This window comes from Rhizobium rhizoryzae (assembly GCF_011046895.1).
Taxonomy (GTDB): domain Bacteria; phylum Pseudomonadota; class Alphaproteobacteria; order Rhizobiales; family Rhizobiaceae; genus Neorhizobium; species Neorhizobium rhizoryzae.
In genome coordinates, this window is the sequence record NZ_CP049250.1 from 2641635 (window position 1) to 2656647 (window position 15013).

General features: G+C 59.1%; 15 protein-coding genes. 13 read left to right on the forward strand and 2 right to left on the reverse strand.

What is annotated here, in order from left to right; all coding sequences use genetic code 11:
• Positions 1-11: 11 nt before the first annotated feature.
• The 4 genes from G6N80_RS18570 to G6N80_RS18585 all read left to right on the forward strand — a co-directional run bounded on the left by G6N80_RS18570 (position 12) and on the right by G6N80_RS18585 (position 2687).
• On the forward strand, positions 12-914 hold the full coding sequence (locus G6N80_RS18570; RefSeq protein ID WP_062554466.1) for an ABC transporter permease: 903 nt from the start codon (positions 12-14) through the stop codon (positions 912-914).
• A gap of 75 nt (positions 915-989) precedes the next feature.
• The gene (locus G6N80_RS18575) at positions 990-1874 is read left to right on the forward strand and encodes a glycine betaine ABC transporter substrate-binding protein (protein WP_165135961.1); all 885 of its coding nucleotides are present in this window, start codon (positions 990-992) and stop codon (positions 1872-1874) included.
• Between the two features lie 88 nt (positions 1875-1962).
• Positions 1963-2328, forward strand: a complete 366-nt coding sequence (locus G6N80_RS18580) for a helix-turn-helix domain-containing protein (protein ID WP_165135964.1) — start codon at positions 1963-1965, stop codon at positions 2326-2328.
• A 221-nt stretch (positions 2329-2549) separates the two neighbouring features.
• Positions 2550-2687, forward strand: a complete 138-nt coding sequence (locus tag G6N80_RS18585) for a hypothetical protein (protein WP_162249561.1) — start codon at positions 2550-2552, stop codon at positions 2685-2687.
• Between the two features lie 191 nt (positions 2688-2878).
• Here G6N80_RS18585 and G6N80_RS18590 read toward each other — a convergent pair whose 3' ends face one another.
• On the reverse strand, positions 2879-4261 hold the full coding sequence (locus G6N80_RS18590; RefSeq protein WP_165135967.1) for a sensor histidine kinase: 1383 nt from the start codon (positions 4259-4261) through the stop codon (positions 2879-2881).
• Positions 4258-4935 carry a response regulator transcription factor gene (locus G6N80_RS18595; protein WP_062554803.1) on the reverse strand — a complete coding sequence of 226 codons (678 nt, stop codon included), beginning with the start codon at positions 4933-4935 and terminating at the stop codon, positions 4258-4260. The genes G6N80_RS18590 and G6N80_RS18595 overlap by 4 nt, the downstream gene beginning before the upstream one ends.
• Positions 4936-5077: 142 nt before the next feature.
• Between G6N80_RS18595 and G6N80_RS18600 the strand changes: the two genes are divergently transcribed.
• The 9 genes from G6N80_RS18600 to moaC all read left to right on the forward strand — a co-directional run bounded on the left by G6N80_RS18600 (position 5078) and on the right by moaC (position 15011).
• Positions 5078-6130 (forward strand): ABC transporter substrate-binding protein, encoded by a 1053-nt coding sequence (locus tag G6N80_RS18600; RefSeq protein ID WP_165137190.1) that lies wholly within the window; start codon positions 5078-5080, stop codon positions 6128-6130.
• A gap of 215 nt (positions 6131-6345) precedes the next feature.
• Positions 6346-7290 (forward strand): Bug family tripartite tricarboxylate transporter substrate binding protein, encoded by a 945-nt coding sequence (locus G6N80_RS18605; protein ID WP_137135964.1) that lies wholly within the window; start codon positions 6346-6348, stop codon positions 7288-7290.
• Positions 7287-7778: a tripartite tricarboxylate transporter TctB family protein gene (locus G6N80_RS18610; protein ID WP_062554471.1), complete on the forward strand. Its 492-nt coding sequence runs from the start codon at positions 7287-7289 to the stop codon at positions 7776-7778. Before G6N80_RS18605 ends, G6N80_RS18610 begins: the two co-directional genes overlap by 4 nt.
• A gap of 10 nt (positions 7779-7788) precedes the next feature.
• Positions 7789-9306 carry a tripartite tricarboxylate transporter permease gene (locus G6N80_RS18615; protein WP_062554472.1) on the forward strand — a complete coding sequence of 506 codons (1518 nt, stop codon included), beginning with the start codon at positions 7789-7791 and terminating at the stop codon, positions 9304-9306.
• Positions 9307-9505: 199 nt separating this feature from the next.
• The gene (locus G6N80_RS18620; RefSeq protein ID WP_165135970.1) at positions 9506-10456 is read left to right on the forward strand and encodes a lysylphosphatidylglycerol synthase transmembrane domain-containing protein; all 951 of its coding nucleotides are present in this window, start codon (positions 9506-9508) and stop codon (positions 10454-10456) included.
• Between the two features lie 297 nt (positions 10457-10753).
• Positions 10754-12640 carry a peptidylprolyl isomerase gene (locus G6N80_RS18625; RefSeq protein WP_165135973.1) on the forward strand — a complete coding sequence of 629 codons (1887 nt, stop codon included), beginning with the start codon at positions 10754-10756 and terminating at the stop codon, positions 12638-12640.
• A gap of 47 nt (positions 12641-12687) precedes the next feature.
• A complete protein-coding gene (gene trpD, locus G6N80_RS18630; RefSeq protein WP_062554475.1) occupies positions 12688-13704 on the forward strand; it encodes an anthranilate phosphoribosyltransferase in 1017 nt (338 codons plus the stop codon).
• Positions 13705-13710: 6 nt separating this feature from the next.
• Positions 13711-14526 carry an indole-3-glycerol phosphate synthase TrpC gene (trpC, locus tag G6N80_RS18635; protein WP_165135976.1) on the forward strand — a complete coding sequence of 272 codons (816 nt, stop codon included), beginning with the start codon at positions 13711-13713 and terminating at the stop codon, positions 14524-14526.
• Complete coding sequence (gene moaC, locus G6N80_RS18640) at positions 14523-15011, forward strand: cyclic pyranopterin monophosphate synthase MoaC (protein WP_062554477.1); 489 nt, start codon at positions 14523-14525, stop codon at positions 15009-15011. Before trpC ends, moaC begins: the two co-directional genes overlap by 4 nt.
• Positions 15012-15013 lie beyond the last annotated feature (2 nt).

Here is a 15013-nt window from a genome sequence, read left to right on the forward strand (position 1 = left end):
GAAAGCCCATCATGGATTTTGAAATCGGTAGCGGCGTGGATAGCGTCGTCAATTATATTCTCGACAATTTCGGTCCGATGCTGGACGCAATCGCCGCAGGCATCGGCTTCGTGACGGATGGAATTCTGAACACATTGACCGCCGTTCCCATGCCGGTGGGGATCGCCATCTTTGCAGCGCTCTCGCTGTGGCGCGTCGGTGTCGGCTTTTCGGTCTTCACCGTCATCGCACTGTGGCTCGTGCAGCATATGGGGCTTTGGCAGGCAACGATGGAGACGCTTTCGCTGGTCGTGGCATCGACCTTCATCGCCATGCTTATCGGCCTTCCGCTCGGAATTGCCATGGCGCGGCGCGATAGTGTTGCGGCCGGTGTTCGGCCGATCCTGGACCTGATGCAGACCATGCCTGCCTTCGTCTATCTCATCCCGGCCGCCATGTTCTTCGGGCTGGGTGCAGTACCGGGTACGATTGCAACGGTCATCTTCGCGATGCCTCCTGTCGTTCGCCTGACAAATCTCGGCATCCGGCAGGTGCATCCGGAGTTTATCGAAGCCGGTCACGCCTTTGGCTGCACGCCGTCACAACTTTTGTTCAAGGTACAGCTGCCGAATGCCCTGCCTTCCATCATGGCCGGTATCAACCAGACGATCATGCTCTCGCTTTCCATGGTGGTCATCGCATCGATGATCGGAGCAGGCGGTATTGGAAACACGGTTCTCACCGGCATCCAGCGCCTTGACGTGGGAACCGGTTTCGAAGGCGGTCTGGCGGTCGTGATCCTGGCTGTCATTTTGGACCGCATCACGCAGAGCCTTGGCAAAAAGCCCGCAACCTTGACCCGGCTCTTCGCCTTCCGGCCTACCCGGACCGGAAGCGAGGCACAGGCTGCCGCAGTCCTCAACCCAACGACCTGATCACGCTGGCCATCAGGTCAGCTGACTATGGCGGGTGCTGAACCCGCAAATGCAAACCTCCCGAAAGGAGATACCATGTTGAAATCGCTCGCGTCCTTCGGCGCTACCCTCACCCTTGCCGCCAGCGTCGCCTTCGGCGCATCGACAGCAGCGGTCGCGCAGGACGCAAAGCCGGTGAAGATCGGCTGGGCTGCCTGGTCTGATGCGGAATTCGTCACCAAGCTCGCGGCAAAGCTGATCGAGGACAAGCTCGGTCAGAAGGTTGAACTCGTCCAGACGGATGTGGCGCCGCTCTATCAGGGTGTCAGCCGCGGTGACATCGATTTCATGATGATGGCTTGGCTGCCGCAAACACATGCGGACTACTACAAGCGCGTTGAGAGCAAGGTGGAGACGCTCGGCACAGTGTATGAGGGGGCCAAGCTCGGCTGGGTCGTTCCCAAATATATTCCTGAGAGCGAGATCGGCTCGATAGAGGATCTCAAGAAGGAAGACGTCCAGAAGAAGCTGTCTGGAACGGTTCAAGGTATCGATCCGGGTGCGGGGCTGACACGCCTTTCCGACGAAGCGCTGAAAACCTATGCGTTGAAGGACTACAAGCTTCAGATCTCGAGCGAAGCCGGGATGCTGACGACGGTCGATCGCGCCTATCGTGGCGAGAAATGGTTCGTCGCAACCTCCTGGAGCCCTCACTGGATGTTCGGGAAGTACGAACTTCGTTATCTGAAGGATCCAAAGAGTGCGCTTGGCGAGGCGGAACATGTCGACGTTCTGGCGCGCAAGGAGTTCAAGACCGAAAATCCGAAAGTTGCAGAATTCATGTCGCGGATGAAGCTTCCGATCGCCGACCTTGAAGCAGCAATGTTTGACGCACAGGAGACATCCTACGAGAAGGCCGTCGACAAATATATTTCCGAACACCCGGACCAGATCAAATCGTGGCTTGGCCAGGAAGGTTAAGCTTTCGAGGGTCGGCATTCGTGCCGACCTTTTTTCGGTGGCAGGAAGTCTGCATGACAGCGCCTCAATGGAGCCAAGGGAGCGGAAAATGAGATGCAACGGTACTGCGGGTGACGAGCCGGAACAGGACACGATCGGCGGCCGTATCTCGCTCGCCCGTGAGGCGCTGGACCTTTCTCCAATCGAAGCCGCCGGGGCAGTGGATGTCGGCCCAGCCGTCTGGTCTGACTGGGAACGCGATCGCAGCGAGCCACCACCGCAAATGCTGGCTCGTATTGCCGAGACCCTGCAGGTGACCCTCTACTGGCTGTTGACTGGACGTGGTGTCGGGCCGCGTTGGCAGGATCTCATTGAGATTTCGCCCTCTACGTTGGAGTGCTGCTGGCAAGCGATGGAGCCTTCCCCTCTGGTCGATATCTTTTTCCCGTCAAGCCGGTTGACTGCTCGTCGTTAACGGCTATCTCTCGCCTCCTCGCACCGACGAATCCGAATCTTGATTTGGTCCGGTCCAAATTGGAACCGTGACCCAAATTGGGACGTTTTGTCGATGTAGATCGGCGTGATGGCTGGGGCGGATTCCAGCCAGACGCAAGCATGAGGTGGTAACCCTTATGTCACAGCCAGGATGAACCGGGCGCAGAAAGGGGCAATGATATGACCGACTTGGAACAACATATGGACTCACAAGAAGCAGCACTCGCACTCTACCTCGAAGAGAACGACGGTGACCGGCTGACTGATATCCTCGTTGCTGCGCTTGATGACGCCCTTCGCCTGATGCAGGAAGATGCCGGGCGCGAAACCCTCCACTAAAGCGCGTCGCGATCTTTCAGGTTCGCTCCTGACGCTTTAGCTCCTTGTTTTGACGCATGTCGTTATCGCAAAACCGCTGCACACTGTTGGCTACGACATGTTTTGACCGGTCCATCGCCGTGCATTTGAGTGTACGGCGATAAAGAGTTCCAGCGCTTTGCCTGGGTGCCTGTAAGCGGGTAAACCTTATCCTACAGTGAGGCGGGAAGATCAATTTTCACGATCAGGCCACGCTGGTTTAACCCCGAGCACAATGAAACAGACCCACCGTGCACAGTGGCTATTTCCTCGACAATGGGGAGGCCGAGACCCGTGCCACGATCATCAGCCCGGTCTGCCCGGTCGAACCGTCTCATGACGGTTTCGATCTTGTCCTGCGGTATTCCCGGTCCATTGTCTTCGACCTCCAATCGAACGAAACGCTCGGTTCGTATGACGCGCGTTGTGACCTCGGCGCCCTGCCCGGCATAGAGCAGCGCGTTCGAAATGAGGTTCTTCAGAAGTTCAGCGATGAGAAGCGGTTCTGCCCGAATGAACGCCTCCCCCTCGCCCTCAAAACCCAGATCAATTCCGGCTTCTGCTGCCGCCGGTACGTATTCGCCCGTGACATCGCGGGCCAGATGAACAAGGTCGACCTGTTCGAGCTTGGCAATGGAAGATGCGGTTGCGTCGAGCCGCGACATGGTCAGCAGTTGCGCAAGCACCCGTTCGGCACGAGCGATTGCCGCGTCGGCATGCTCGATGGCCTCTCGTGCAACGGTCGGATCATTCGACCTGGCGGCCAGAGCAAGCTGCGTTCGCACCACAGCGAGCGGTGTTCGCAGCTGATGGCTGGCATTGCCGGTGAAGTGGCGGAGCGCCTCCAGCGAGGACTGAAGCCTGATCATGAAGGAGTTGATGGTCTCCACGAGGCCCTCGACCTCTGACGGGACTGTCTCCTGAATGGGTTCCAGATCTTCGGGATTGCGCCGGGCAATGGCCGCTCCCAGACGATTGAGCGGTCGCAAGGCAAGAGAAACCGCCACCCAAACGATGACAGCCGCTCCAGACATCATCAGGATCAGCCGCAACGCCGAGTGCAGAAGGATCGACCGCGCCAGCTGTCGCCGCGCAATCGTTGTTTCCGCAACCGTAACCGTGAAGGGGACGGAGGAAATGCCCGTGGAGGCAGAGCGGGCAAGGGTCGCCACCCTGATCGGATCGCCCCGGAACTGCAAATTGTCGAAGACCGCCGCCTGCCCTTCCTTCTGGGGAAGCGTCGGCAAGGTCTGATAGCCGGTGATGAAACTGCCCGATGGGCCATCAACCCTGTAGAACACACGGTCCTGCGCAGCGGATGTCAGCATTTCCAACGCAACGTAGGGAATATCCACTTCCAACGAGCCGTCTTCGGCAACGACCACCCGCTCGGCAATTGCCAGCGCAGAGCCAGCCAGAACGCGGTCAGATACCTCGTTGGCCGTTTGCTGCGCCTCTCTCCAGGTATCGACCAGAGCAATGCTGCCGAGCACCGCCGTACCGGCCAGCAGCCAGAGAAGCAGGCGTCCGCGGATGGAGTGCGTGACCGACCTCATGTCTCGGTCTGGGCCTGATCAAGGTAATACCCTATCCCGCGGGCCGTCTTCACGGTCAGCCCATAGGCTTGCAGCCGTTTGCGCAGGCGGCTGACATATTGCTCGATCGCATTCGCGGACAGATCATCATCGAAACCGGAGAGCGAGCCGATGATGGCATCCTTGCTGACCACTTTCCCAGCCCGCAAAAAAAGAAGCTCCAGCAGAGCCAGTTCACGCGCCGGAATATCTACCGGACGCCCTGCACTTGTGAAGCTGCGCGATGTCAGATCGAAAGCCAGCGCTCCAAACTCGACACGCGAACTGCGCAAACCCGCCTGACGCCTGAGGAGGACGCGAATGCGCGCTTCAAGCTCGGAAACATCAAACGGCTTCGTGAGATAATCGTCTGCGCCAAGATCCAGCCCCCTCACCCGTTCTTCAGGCGCGCCACGCGCGGTAACGATGATGACGGCTGCCTGATTCTGGTGCGAGCGAAGAGAGCGCAACACATCCAGCCCATCCATCTCCGGAAGGTTCAGATCGAGGATGATGAGATCGAAGGCTTCCGCTCTAGCGGCCGATTCTGCCGAGAGACCGTCACCCACGACATCGACCGTGTAGCCGCTGCCGCGCAGGATTGTCGCCAGACCTTCCGAAAGCGTTGCGTTGTCTTCAACCAGCAGAATTCGCAAAGAAATCTCCCCCTCGATAAGCATCACGATAGAGGCGAAATGAGCGCCTGTCACGCCGCGGTGACCCAGATTCGCGAGCTTCCGCTTGTGGATAGCGATGGCGTTCGGCATCATGGCCAGCATGAAAGCCTCACGCCTTGCCATGTTCATCGCACTTTTTTTCTCCGCATCGGTCGTGCATGCGGAAGTCACACTGTTTCCGGCGATTTCCGGACGGACCAATGCGCCGGAACTGGTGGTTTATTCCTCGCTGGACGAACCACTCGCGAAGCCGATGATCGTGAAGTTCCAGCAGGCGAACCCCGACATTGCCGTCCGTTATGAGGATATGCTGACCGGTGTCATCTACGACCGGATCGTACAGGAAACGGACGCCGGGCGGAAAACGGCGGATTTCGCGTTTTCATCGGCCATGGACCTGCAGGTCAAACTGGCCAATGATGGCTATGCGCAGGCGAGCCATCTGCCGATGAGCCTTCGGTGGCCGAACTGGGCGAACTGGCGTGATACCGCCTATGCGCTGACCTTCGAACCTGCTGTCTTCGTCTATCACAAGCCGAGCTTCAAGGACCTGACGGTGCCTTCAACCCGCGCCGAATTCATTCAGTTCCTGCAGAGCCAGGGCGATGCCGTACACGGGCGCATCGCAACCTACGATATCGAGAGATCCGGCGTTGGTTTTCTTTTCATGTCTCGGGATCAGGAACAGTTTGACGATATCTGGTCCGTCGTGAAGGCAATGGGCGCAGCGGGCGTGAAGCTCTATTCTACAAGCCAGGCGATTCTGGAACGGGTTGCGGACGGGCGCTTCGTGCTGGGCTACAATATCCTGGGCTCCTACGCCGCTGATTGGGCGGCACGTCACCCCGATGTCGGCATCGTCCTGCCAAAGGATTACACCGTCGTCATGTCACGAATCGGGCTTGTTCCGCAGGCGGCAGCCACACCGGAACTGGGGCGCAAGTTTCTCGATTTCTTCATGTCGCGGGAGGGCCAGACCATCCTGACACAGGAACTCCAGATCCCGGCCGTTAATCCTGACGTTGCGGTTGGAAATACGGCGACGACGATGCGCGAAATGCTGGGAGGTCAGTTGAAGCCGGTACCAGTCAGCCCCGGCCTCATGGTCTACTTGGATCAGGTCAAGCGCTCGCGACTCATCGCGAAGTGGAACGACGTCCTGAGATTGCAATAAAGTAATTGTAATTCGCGTATCAGGGGAATTTGTTAAACGTCAGTTAAATGTCAGGATAATGTGGTCGCTTAATGGCATTCGGGATCGTGGAGGCGCTCCCGATGTGACTGGGGGGAGTGAGCCGATCCGAGCCAGGATTGGCCGAATGACGTGAACCGTTCTCCTTCCGGCACAGCCAGAACATGCGCAGCCAGTGCGCCAACGGAGGATAACACTTGAAACACGTATTTCTCGCATCCCTGATTGCAGGTTCCATCGCTCTTCCGGCCTATGCCGCTGACTACACCATCATGGCTCCCGCAGCGCCAGGCGGCGGCTGGGACCAGACGGCGCGTTCTCTGCAGACGGCATTCCAGCAGGAAGGCATTTCCAAGAACGTACAGGTCATGAACGTTCCGGGCGCCGGCGGCACCATCGGTCTCGCACAGTTCGCCAGCCAGCAGAAGGGCAAGGACAACGCCCTGATCGTCGGCGGCTACGTCATGGTTGGCGCAATCCTGACCAACAAGTCCCCGGTCACCTTGAAGGACGTTACCCCGATCGCACGACTGACCGGCGAAGACGAAGCGATCGTCGTTCCTGCATCCTCGCCGATCAAGTCGATGGCCGACCTCGTCGCTGCCCTCAAGAAGGATCCGGGCAAGGTTTCCTGGGGTGGCGGTTCCGCAGGCGGCGTGGACCACATCGCTGCCGGCCTGATTGCAAAGGCTTCCGGCGTTGATCCGACCAAGATCAACTACATCGCGTTTTCCGGCGGCGGTGAAGCGCTTGCTGCAATCCTCGGCTCGCAGGTGACCGTCGGCATTTCCGGCTACGGTGAATTCGAAAGCCAGGTCAAGTCCGGAACGCTTCGCCTGCTGGCCACGTCTGGCGAGAAGCGCATTCCGGGCGTAGATGCCCCGACGCTGAAGGAAGCCGGCGTGGATGTTGCCGTTCAGAACTGGCGCATGGTCGCCGCAGCTCCTGGCCTTTCCGCAGAACAGAAGGCAAAGGTAACGGCTGACGTGCAGAAGCTGGCAACCTCCAAGACCTGGCAGGAAACGCTGAAGACCAAGGGCTGGCAGGACACCTTCCTCGCAGGCCCGGCTTTTGAGGCGCAGCTTGCCAAGGACATCTCCGCCACCGAAGGCATCCTGAAAGATATCGGTCTGGTGAAATGAGCCAAGAGCCTTTGATCAAGGCAGAACAGCGCCGCCCCGATTGGGCGGCGCTTGTTATCGCCGCTATCCTCATTGCCATTGCTGGCGTCATCTTTTTCGATGCTGCACGGCTGCGCGAAGTGACCGGTTATTCTCCGGTCGGTCCCGCAACGGTTCCCCACTGGATCGCGATCGGTCTGGTTCTTCTGGCCATCTGGACCATCATTGCAGCCTTCCGAGGCGATTTTCCAGAGCGTGAAAAGCAGGAAATCAAGCCGGTTGTATGGGTGATCGGCGGCCTTGCGGCACAGATGCTTCTCCTGAATACGGCCGGATTCTCCATTGCGACCGGCATCCTGTTTGCCGCGACTGCTGCCGGTTTCGGCAAGCGCAAGATCTGGATCTCACTGCCCATCGGGATCGTGCTCTGTCTTGTCGTATGGCTGATCTTTGCCGGATTGCTGCAGCTTTCGCTTCCTGCCGGTCCGCTCGAGCGCCTCTTCCAGTAAAGGTATTGCCATGAGCACTTTTGAGTTCCTCATGCAGGGCGTCGTGGTTGCCATGCAACCCATGAACCTGCTCTACGCCTTGATCGGCGTTACGCTCGGCACGGCTGTCGGTGTGCTTCCGGGCATCGGTCCGGCATTGACGGTCGCCCTTCTGCTGCCAGTTACATACCAGTTGGACCCGGCCGGCTCTCTCATCATGTTCGCCGGGATCTATTACGGCGGCATGTATGGCGGTTCGACAACGTCGATCCTTCTCAACACGCCAGGAGAAAGTGCCTCCATCGTCACTGCGCTTGAAGGCAACAAGATGGCACGGGCCGGACGCGGCGGGCCTGCGCTGGCGACAGCGGCGATCGGCTCCTTCGTTGCGGGCCTCATTGCCACCGTCGGCCTTGCTTTCATTGCTCCTTACATCGTCAAGCTGGCGCTGGTTTTCGGCCCCCGCGAATATTTTGCACTCATGGTGCTCGCATTCATCACGGTCTCCTCCGCATTCGGCGACTCCACGCTGCGAGGCCTCACATCGCTCTTCATCGGTCTTGCCCTGTCGCTGATCGGCATCGACCAGTTGACCGGACAGACCCGCCTCGCCTTTGGCGTGCCCGACCTTCTGGACGGCGTCGAGGTCACCACGCTGGCGGTTGCCATGTTCGCCATCGGCGAAACGCTGTTTATCGCTGCGCAGGGGTCGTTTGGTCCTGATAAGGTCGAGGCTGTCAAAGGCTCGATCTGGATGAGCGCGAATGACTGGGCGCGTTCCTGGAAGCCGTGGCTGCGCGGCACAGCGATTGGCTTCCCTATCGGCGCAATGCCGGCGGGCGGCGCTGAAATCGGTACGTTCCTTTCCTATGCCGCCGAAAAGCGACTGACGAAACATCCGGAAGAGTTCGGCAACGGCGCAATCGAAGGCGTTGCCGGGCCGGAGGCTGCCAACAATGCATCTGCTGCGGGAACGCTCGTGCCGCTGTTGACGCTGGGCCTTCCGACGACTGCGACTGCCGCGATCATGCTTGCGGGCTTCCAGCAATATGGTCTCCAGCCGGGTCCACTGCTGTTTGCCACCAATCCGCAACTGGTCTGGGGCCTGATCGCCTCGCTGCTGATTGCCAACTTCATGCTGCTGGTGCTGAACCTTCCGCTGATCGGTCTCTGGGTCCGCCTGCTGACAATCCCGAAGCCCTGGCTTTATGCAGGCATCCTCGTGTTTGCCACACTCGGAACCATCGGTGCGAACCCCTCCGTCTTCGAACTGGGCATGCTGCTTGCGTTCGGCGTGATGGGCTACATCATGCGCGTTCTGGGCTACCCAATCGCACCGGTCGTCGTTGGCCTGATCCTCGGGCCTCTTGCGGAGCAGCAGTTGCGTCGCGCTTTGGCGATCAGCCAAGGTGACTTCACAGTGCTCTTCACATCACCGATTGCGGCCGTACTTCTTGCCATTGCCGCGCTGGCGCTGATCGTACCGCTTATCCTGCGGGCACGCGGTCGCGGAGAAGTTCTCTCCCAAATGGCTGCCAACGAGGATTGATCCAAAACCGATTACCCCCTCGCTTAAATTGAGCGGGGGGTAATTCCGTTCGAGGCCGCAAATACGGAACCATTGTCCCAGGGTCGCGTTTAGGCGGATCATTGGGGACAGCATACATGACAGGCCTTGCGGCGCCTTTTTTCCTTCGCTCGACGCGCATTGCAACTTGCACACTTCGGCATAGCGCGAGGTGCGGAAAATGAGCGGCAAAAAGCGCCTCTTCACCTACGGCACAATGGTGTTCGGCTTTGCAATAGCCGCTTATCTTCTCTATCGCGGCCTGAGCCAGTTTACCTGGGATGAAATCGTCCAGTCTGTTACTGCGATTCCGACGAAGAACCTGCTTCTGGCGCTGGCTTATTGTGCCGGTTCCTATATCTGCCTGACGGGGTTCGACTGGACAGGCGTTCGCTATGTGAAAAGCGACCTGCCCTACCCCAAGATCGCACTCGCATCCTTCGTTGCCTTGGGCCTTGGCCAGAGCATCGGGCTCGCAGGTCTCAGCAGCGGCGCCATCCGCTATCGCTACTACGCCCATTGGGGCCTCTCGACCGAGGATGTTGCGAAAATCGTTCTTCTGTCGGGCGTGACGGTTGGCCTCGGGCTCATGGTTCTGGGCGGAATCGTGATGGTCCTGAACCCGGATGACACGGCGAAGATCCTGAAAATCGGCCCCTCCGCGGTTCTGCTGATCGGAATCGGGCTTCTGCTCGCGGCAGTCGGTTATGTGCTTTTGGCAGCGTTTGCCCGAGCACCGGTGAAGATCCGCAAGTGGACGTTCAAGATGCCGACGGCGCGTCTAGCGGTCGCACAGATCGTGATCGGTACAATCAACTTCGCACTGGTTTCTGCCTGTTTGATGGAGCTGATGCAGGCGACTGAAAACGTCAGCTACCTGAAGGCTGCAACGGCCTTCGTGCTGGGCAATATTGCTATTCTCATCACCCATGCGCCAGGTGGGCTCGGTGTTCTGGAAGTAACGGTTCGCCATGTGATGGGCGAGCAGGCTTCCATCGGTGCGCTGGTTGCGTTTCGTGTTATCTACTTCTTCATCCCATTCTTCGTGGCACTGCCGATTTCGCTGATTGGTGAAGCGGTCTTTCGGGCCCGCAAGGGACGCGATAAGACTGAACCCGCCGCATCTGTCTGAGGTTCATGTCTGGACGGTATCCGATAGGCTACAGGATCGGGTTCCGCCCACGGAGAGCAAGAATCGGGATCTGTATGGGATGAAATCCTGTTCCCATTGGCGCGACGCTGCGAATGCAGTGCCTGCTGTGCAAGTTGATTTGACGGAGAACCTGTTCCTTTTCCGCTCCCACACATGAATTCTCACGCTTCTTTTGGTCGGACATACCTTCAATTCTCGTGCAGTTTGTTCTAGAGACATTGCTCCAGACCCGCCGGAATGGCGGCTTTCGTATGTTTTGCAAGGTAATGTCGATCGATGCTTGATACGCTTAGAAGCGCCGCCCGGTCCTGGGTCGCGAAATTGCTGCTGATGCTGCTCGTGGTTTCCTTCGCCATTTGGGGCGTCTCTGCATCGATATTCAGTGGTGCCAGCAACTCGGTCATGACGGTGGGCAACCAGCGCGTCTCACCTGAAGAGTTCCGCCTGGCCTATCAGAGGCAGCTGGGCGCAATCAGCCGTCAGCTCGGTATGCAGCTGACGTCTGAGCAGGCACGTGCCTTCGGCATCGAACAGCAGACCTTCTCGCAGCTTTCTGCCGGTGCCGCGCTGGATGAACTCTCTTCCAAGATGCGCCTGGGCCTGTCTCAGGACCGGCTTGCCAACCTGATTGCAGAAGATCCTGCATTCCACGGAAACAACGGCCAGTTCGATCGCAACGTGTTCAGTGCGCGCTTGCGCAATGCCGGACTGCGTGAACAGGACTACATTACCGAACGAAGCAAGGTCGCCGTGCGCAGCCAGGTGGTGGACGCCATCGCCGACGGCTTCCAGGCTCCGACAGTCATGGTCGATGCGCTCAAAAAGTACCGCGACGAAAGCCGCGATCTGGAATTCCTCGTTCTCTCCAATGCGAATATCGATCCGATCAAGGCGCCGACCGAGGCCGTTCTTGCCGCATGGTTCCAGACCAACAAGAACAAGTACCGCGCACCGGAACTGCGTCGGTTCGCTTACGTGACCCTGCAGCCGACGGATGTTGCCGACCCGGCAGCCGTGACCGATGAGCAGGTTCGCGCGGAGTATGATCGTCGCAAGGATGCCTACAAGACACCGGCAACCCGCACCATCGAGCAGCTGGCTTTCCCGAGCAAGGAAATGGCCGTTGCAGCGCTTCAGCAGATGAAGGAGCGCCAGCTGACCTTTGACCAGCTGGTTGCCGATCAGGGCAAGACGGCTGCGGACGTGATGCTCGGTGACTTCACCAAGGACCAGATTCCGGATCAGACGATTGCTGATGCGGCATTCGCGGTGCCCGCCGCTGGTGGCACGACCGGCATCATTCAGGGCTCCTTTGGTCCGGTGATGCTGCGTGTGACCAATGTGCGCGCCGAAACCACGAAGTCGTTCGATGAAGTGAAGGACGAGGTTCGCAAGACACTGGCGCTTGCTGCCGCAAGCCAGGCCGTTCAATCCGTACATGACCGTTTCGAAGACTTGCGCGGCTCCGGCTCGTCGCTCGAAGAAGCTGCGTCTCAGTTGAAGCTGAAGACTGTTACAGTAGCGAGCGATCGTACCGGCCATGATGGCGACGGAAAAACGATCGACCTGCCGCCTGCCGACACACTTCTGACCGATGTTTTCCGGACGGATGTGGGCGCTGAGTCCATTCCATCCAACCTCGGCAATGACGGCTATGTCTGGTTTGATGTGCGCGAAGTCATTCCTGAGCGTGATCGTGCGCTGAGCGAAGTGCGTGAGCGCGCCACTGCCGACTGGACAGCAGAACAGCAGCGCGAAGCGCTTTCGAAGAAGACGACGGACCTGAAGGCGCAATTGGACAAGGGCGGATTGACGTTGGCCGCCATTGCGACCGAACTCGGCCTGACCGTGGAAACCAAGACGGGTCTGCGCCGCCAGAGCAATGACGCAATCCTGGGCGGTGACGCAGCCAAAGCGGCCTTCTCGGGTCCGAATGGAATCTATGCCACGGCACTGGCAGCCGATGGCGAATCGCGTCTTCTGATGCACGTGACCAACGTGCAGCAGCAGCCGTCCGACGCGCTCGATGCCAATGATCAGCAGATCAAGCAGATTGCAGGCGCGGCAGGTGACGATCTTCTGGATCAGATGGTCGTGCAATTGCAAAACGATTATGGCGTTTCCATCAATCGCGCGCTCGCCGAACAGGCAATGGTTCGCTAACGCCGGGGAAAACCTGGTCGGTGGCTGGCCTTAGGGGGAACTGAACAATGCCGGATCTGAAGGCCTTTATCGGCAAAGTGGCGACGGGAGATCCGCTCTCGCGCGAGGAGGCGCGCGCCGCTTTCGACATCTTGATGTCGGGTGAGGCTACACCATCGCAGATCGGTGGCTTTCTCATGGCTCTGCGGGTTCGCGGCGAAACCGTCGAGGAAATTGCCGGTGCGGTTTCGACCATGCGGGCGAAGATGCTGCCGGTTGCGGCGCCTGAAGGCGTCATGGACATCGTCGGGACCGGCGGCGATGGGCTTGGCACCTACAATATCTCGACCCTCGCCGCTCTCATCGTGGCGGGTGCCGGGGTTCCCGTTGCCAAGCATGGCAACCGTGCGCTCAGCTCCAAGTCTGGCACGGCAGATGCCCTGACAGCCTTGGGCGTGAAACTTGATATTCCGCCGCAGCAGATCGCACGATGCATTTCCGAGGCCGGGATTGGCTTCATGTTCGCTCAGGTGCACCACGCCGCCATGCGACATGTCGGTCCCAGCCGCGTGGAGCTTGGAACACGCACGATCTTCAACCTGCTCGGTCCGCTTTCGAATCCGGCGGGTGCCAAGAGGCAATTGCTGGGCGTCTTCTCGCCTCGCTGGCTGCAGCCAATCGCCGAGGTGATGCGTGATCTCGGTTCCGAGGCGATCTGGGTCGTGCATGGCGATGGCATGGACGAAATCACCACGACGGGCGTGACCCATGTCACCGCACTCGAGAACGGGCAGATCCGCAGCTTCGAGCTGACACCGGAAGATTTTGGCGTTGGGCGTGCAACGATCGATGAGTTGAAGGGTGGTGATGGCGAAGTGAATGCCAAGGCGTTGCGGGCTGTCCTTGGCGGCGCAAAGAACGCCTATCGCGACATCGCGCTTTGCAACGCTGCGGCCTCGCTGGTCATCGCGGGCAAGGCAGCCGATGTTCTGGAGGGCATGATCCTTGCGACGCAATCACTTGAAAGCGGCAGCGCGGCCTCTGTGCTCGACAAGCTTGTCGCCGTCTCGAACGAGGATATCTAAGCTGTCATGAGCGACATTCTGCAGAAAATCGAGGCCTACAAGCGCGAAGAAATCGCAGCGGCCAAAGCGCGCGTTACCCTGGCAGACCTGAAGGCCATGGCACAGGATCAGCCTGCGCCACGCGGCTTTTACAAAGCGCTCGCGGACCGTCGTGCGCGCGGCGAACTTGGCCTGATAGCCGAAATCAAGAAGGCGAGTCCATCGAAGGGACTGATCCGCCCGGATTTCGATCCTCCAATGCTGGCCAAAGCCTATGAGGCTGGCGGTGCGGCCTGCCTTTCCGTTTTGACGGATGCTCCGAGTTTCCAGGGTGCGCCCGAGTTTCTGACGGCAGCACGCAATGCCTGCTCGCTTCCGGCCTTGCGCAAGGATTTCATGTTTGAGACCTATCAGGTGCATGAGGCTCGCGCCTGGGGCGGCGATTGCATTCTCCTGATCATGGCATCGCTGACCGACGACGATGCGAAGCGTCTTGAGGATGAAGCATTTTCGCTTGGTATGGACGTTCTGATCGAGGTGCATGACGAACAGGAAACCGAGCGTGCGTTAAAGCTCGCCTCGCCCATGATCGGCGTCAACAATCGCAATCTGCGTACCTTCGAAGTCAGCCTCACGAACAGCGAAAGGCTGGCCCCAATGGTGCCAGCGGACCGGTTGCTGGTGGGCGAAAGCGGCATCTTCACCAATGCGGATTGCCTGCGTCTGAAGGCAGTCGGTATCTCCACCTATCTGGTCGGTGAAAGCCTGATGCGTCAGCAGGATGTTTCGGCTGCAACAAGGCTGTTGCTGACCGGTGAGAGCGCAAGCCAGGCAGCAGAATGAGCATGACCGAGCAGGGCCTGACGCATATTACCGAAAGCGGCGAGGCTCACATGGTGGATGTGGGCGGCAAGGCTGAGACGGTGCGTGAGGCAACCGCCGAAGGCTTCGTGCGAATGTTGCCGGAAACGCTTCAACTCATCCGCAAGGGCGATGCCAAAAAGGGCGATGTCATCGGTACGGCCCGGCTGGCGGGCATCATGGCGGCCAAGCAAACCTCCAGTCTCATTCCACTTTGCCATCCGCTGATGCTGACCAAGGTATCCGTTGATATAGCGGCAGACGCGGATCTCCCCGGCCTGCGGGTCACGGCGACAGCAAAGCTGACCGGCAAGACGGGCGTCGAGATGGAAGCGCTGACGGCGGTGTCCGTTGCCTGTCTCACCATCTACGACATGGCGAAGGCCGCCGACAAAGGCATGGAGATCGGCGGTATTCAATTGCTTGCCAAGAGCGGCGGAAAATCCGGCGACTGGCGAAAAACCTAGGA

Coding starts and splice junctions, on each gene's coding strand:
- G6N80_RS18570 (WP_062554466.1), top strand. CDS start 12: ATGGATTTTGAAATCGGTAGCGGCGTGGATAGCGTCGTCAATTATATT.
- G6N80_RS18575 (WP_165135961.1), top strand. CDS start 990: ATGTTGAAATCGCTCGCGTCCTTCGGCGCTACCCTCACCCTTGCCGCC.
- G6N80_RS18580 (WP_165135964.1), top strand. CDS start 1,963: ATGAGATGCAACGGTACTGCGGGTGACGAGCCGGAACAGGACACGATC.
- G6N80_RS18585 (WP_162249561.1), top strand. CDS start 2,550: ATGGACTCACAAGAAGCAGCACTCGCACTCTACCTCGAAGAGAACGAC.
- G6N80_RS18590 (WP_165135967.1), bottom strand. CDS start 4,261: ATGAGGTCGGTCACGCACTCCATCCGCGGACGCCTGCTTCTCTGGCTG.
- G6N80_RS18600 (WP_165137190.1), top strand. CDS start 5,078: ATGTTCATCGCACTTTTTTTCTCCGCATCGGTCGTGCATGCGGAAGTC.
- G6N80_RS18610 (WP_062554471.1), top strand. CDS start 7,287: ATGAGCCAAGAGCCTTTGATCAAGGCAGAACAGCGCCGCCCCGATTGG.
- G6N80_RS18615 (WP_062554472.1), top strand. CDS start 7,789: ATGAGCACTTTTGAGTTCCTCATGCAGGGCGTCGTGGTTGCCATGCAA.
- G6N80_RS18620 (WP_165135970.1), top strand. CDS start 9,506: ATGAGCGGCAAAAAGCGCCTCTTCACCTACGGCACAATGGTGTTCGGC.
- G6N80_RS18625 (WP_165135973.1), top strand. CDS start 10,754: ATGCTTGATACGCTTAGAAGCGCCGCCCGGTCCTGGGTCGCGAAATTG.
- trpD (WP_062554475.1), top strand. CDS start 12,688: ATGCCGGATCTGAAGGCCTTTATCGGCAAAGTGGCGACGGGAGATCCG.
- trpC (WP_165135976.1), top strand. CDS start 13,711: ATGAGCGACATTCTGCAGAAAATCGAGGCCTACAAGCGCGAAGAAATC.
- moaC (WP_062554477.1), top strand. CDS start 14,523: ATGAGCATGACCGAGCAGGGCCTGACGCATATTACCGAAAGCGGCGAG.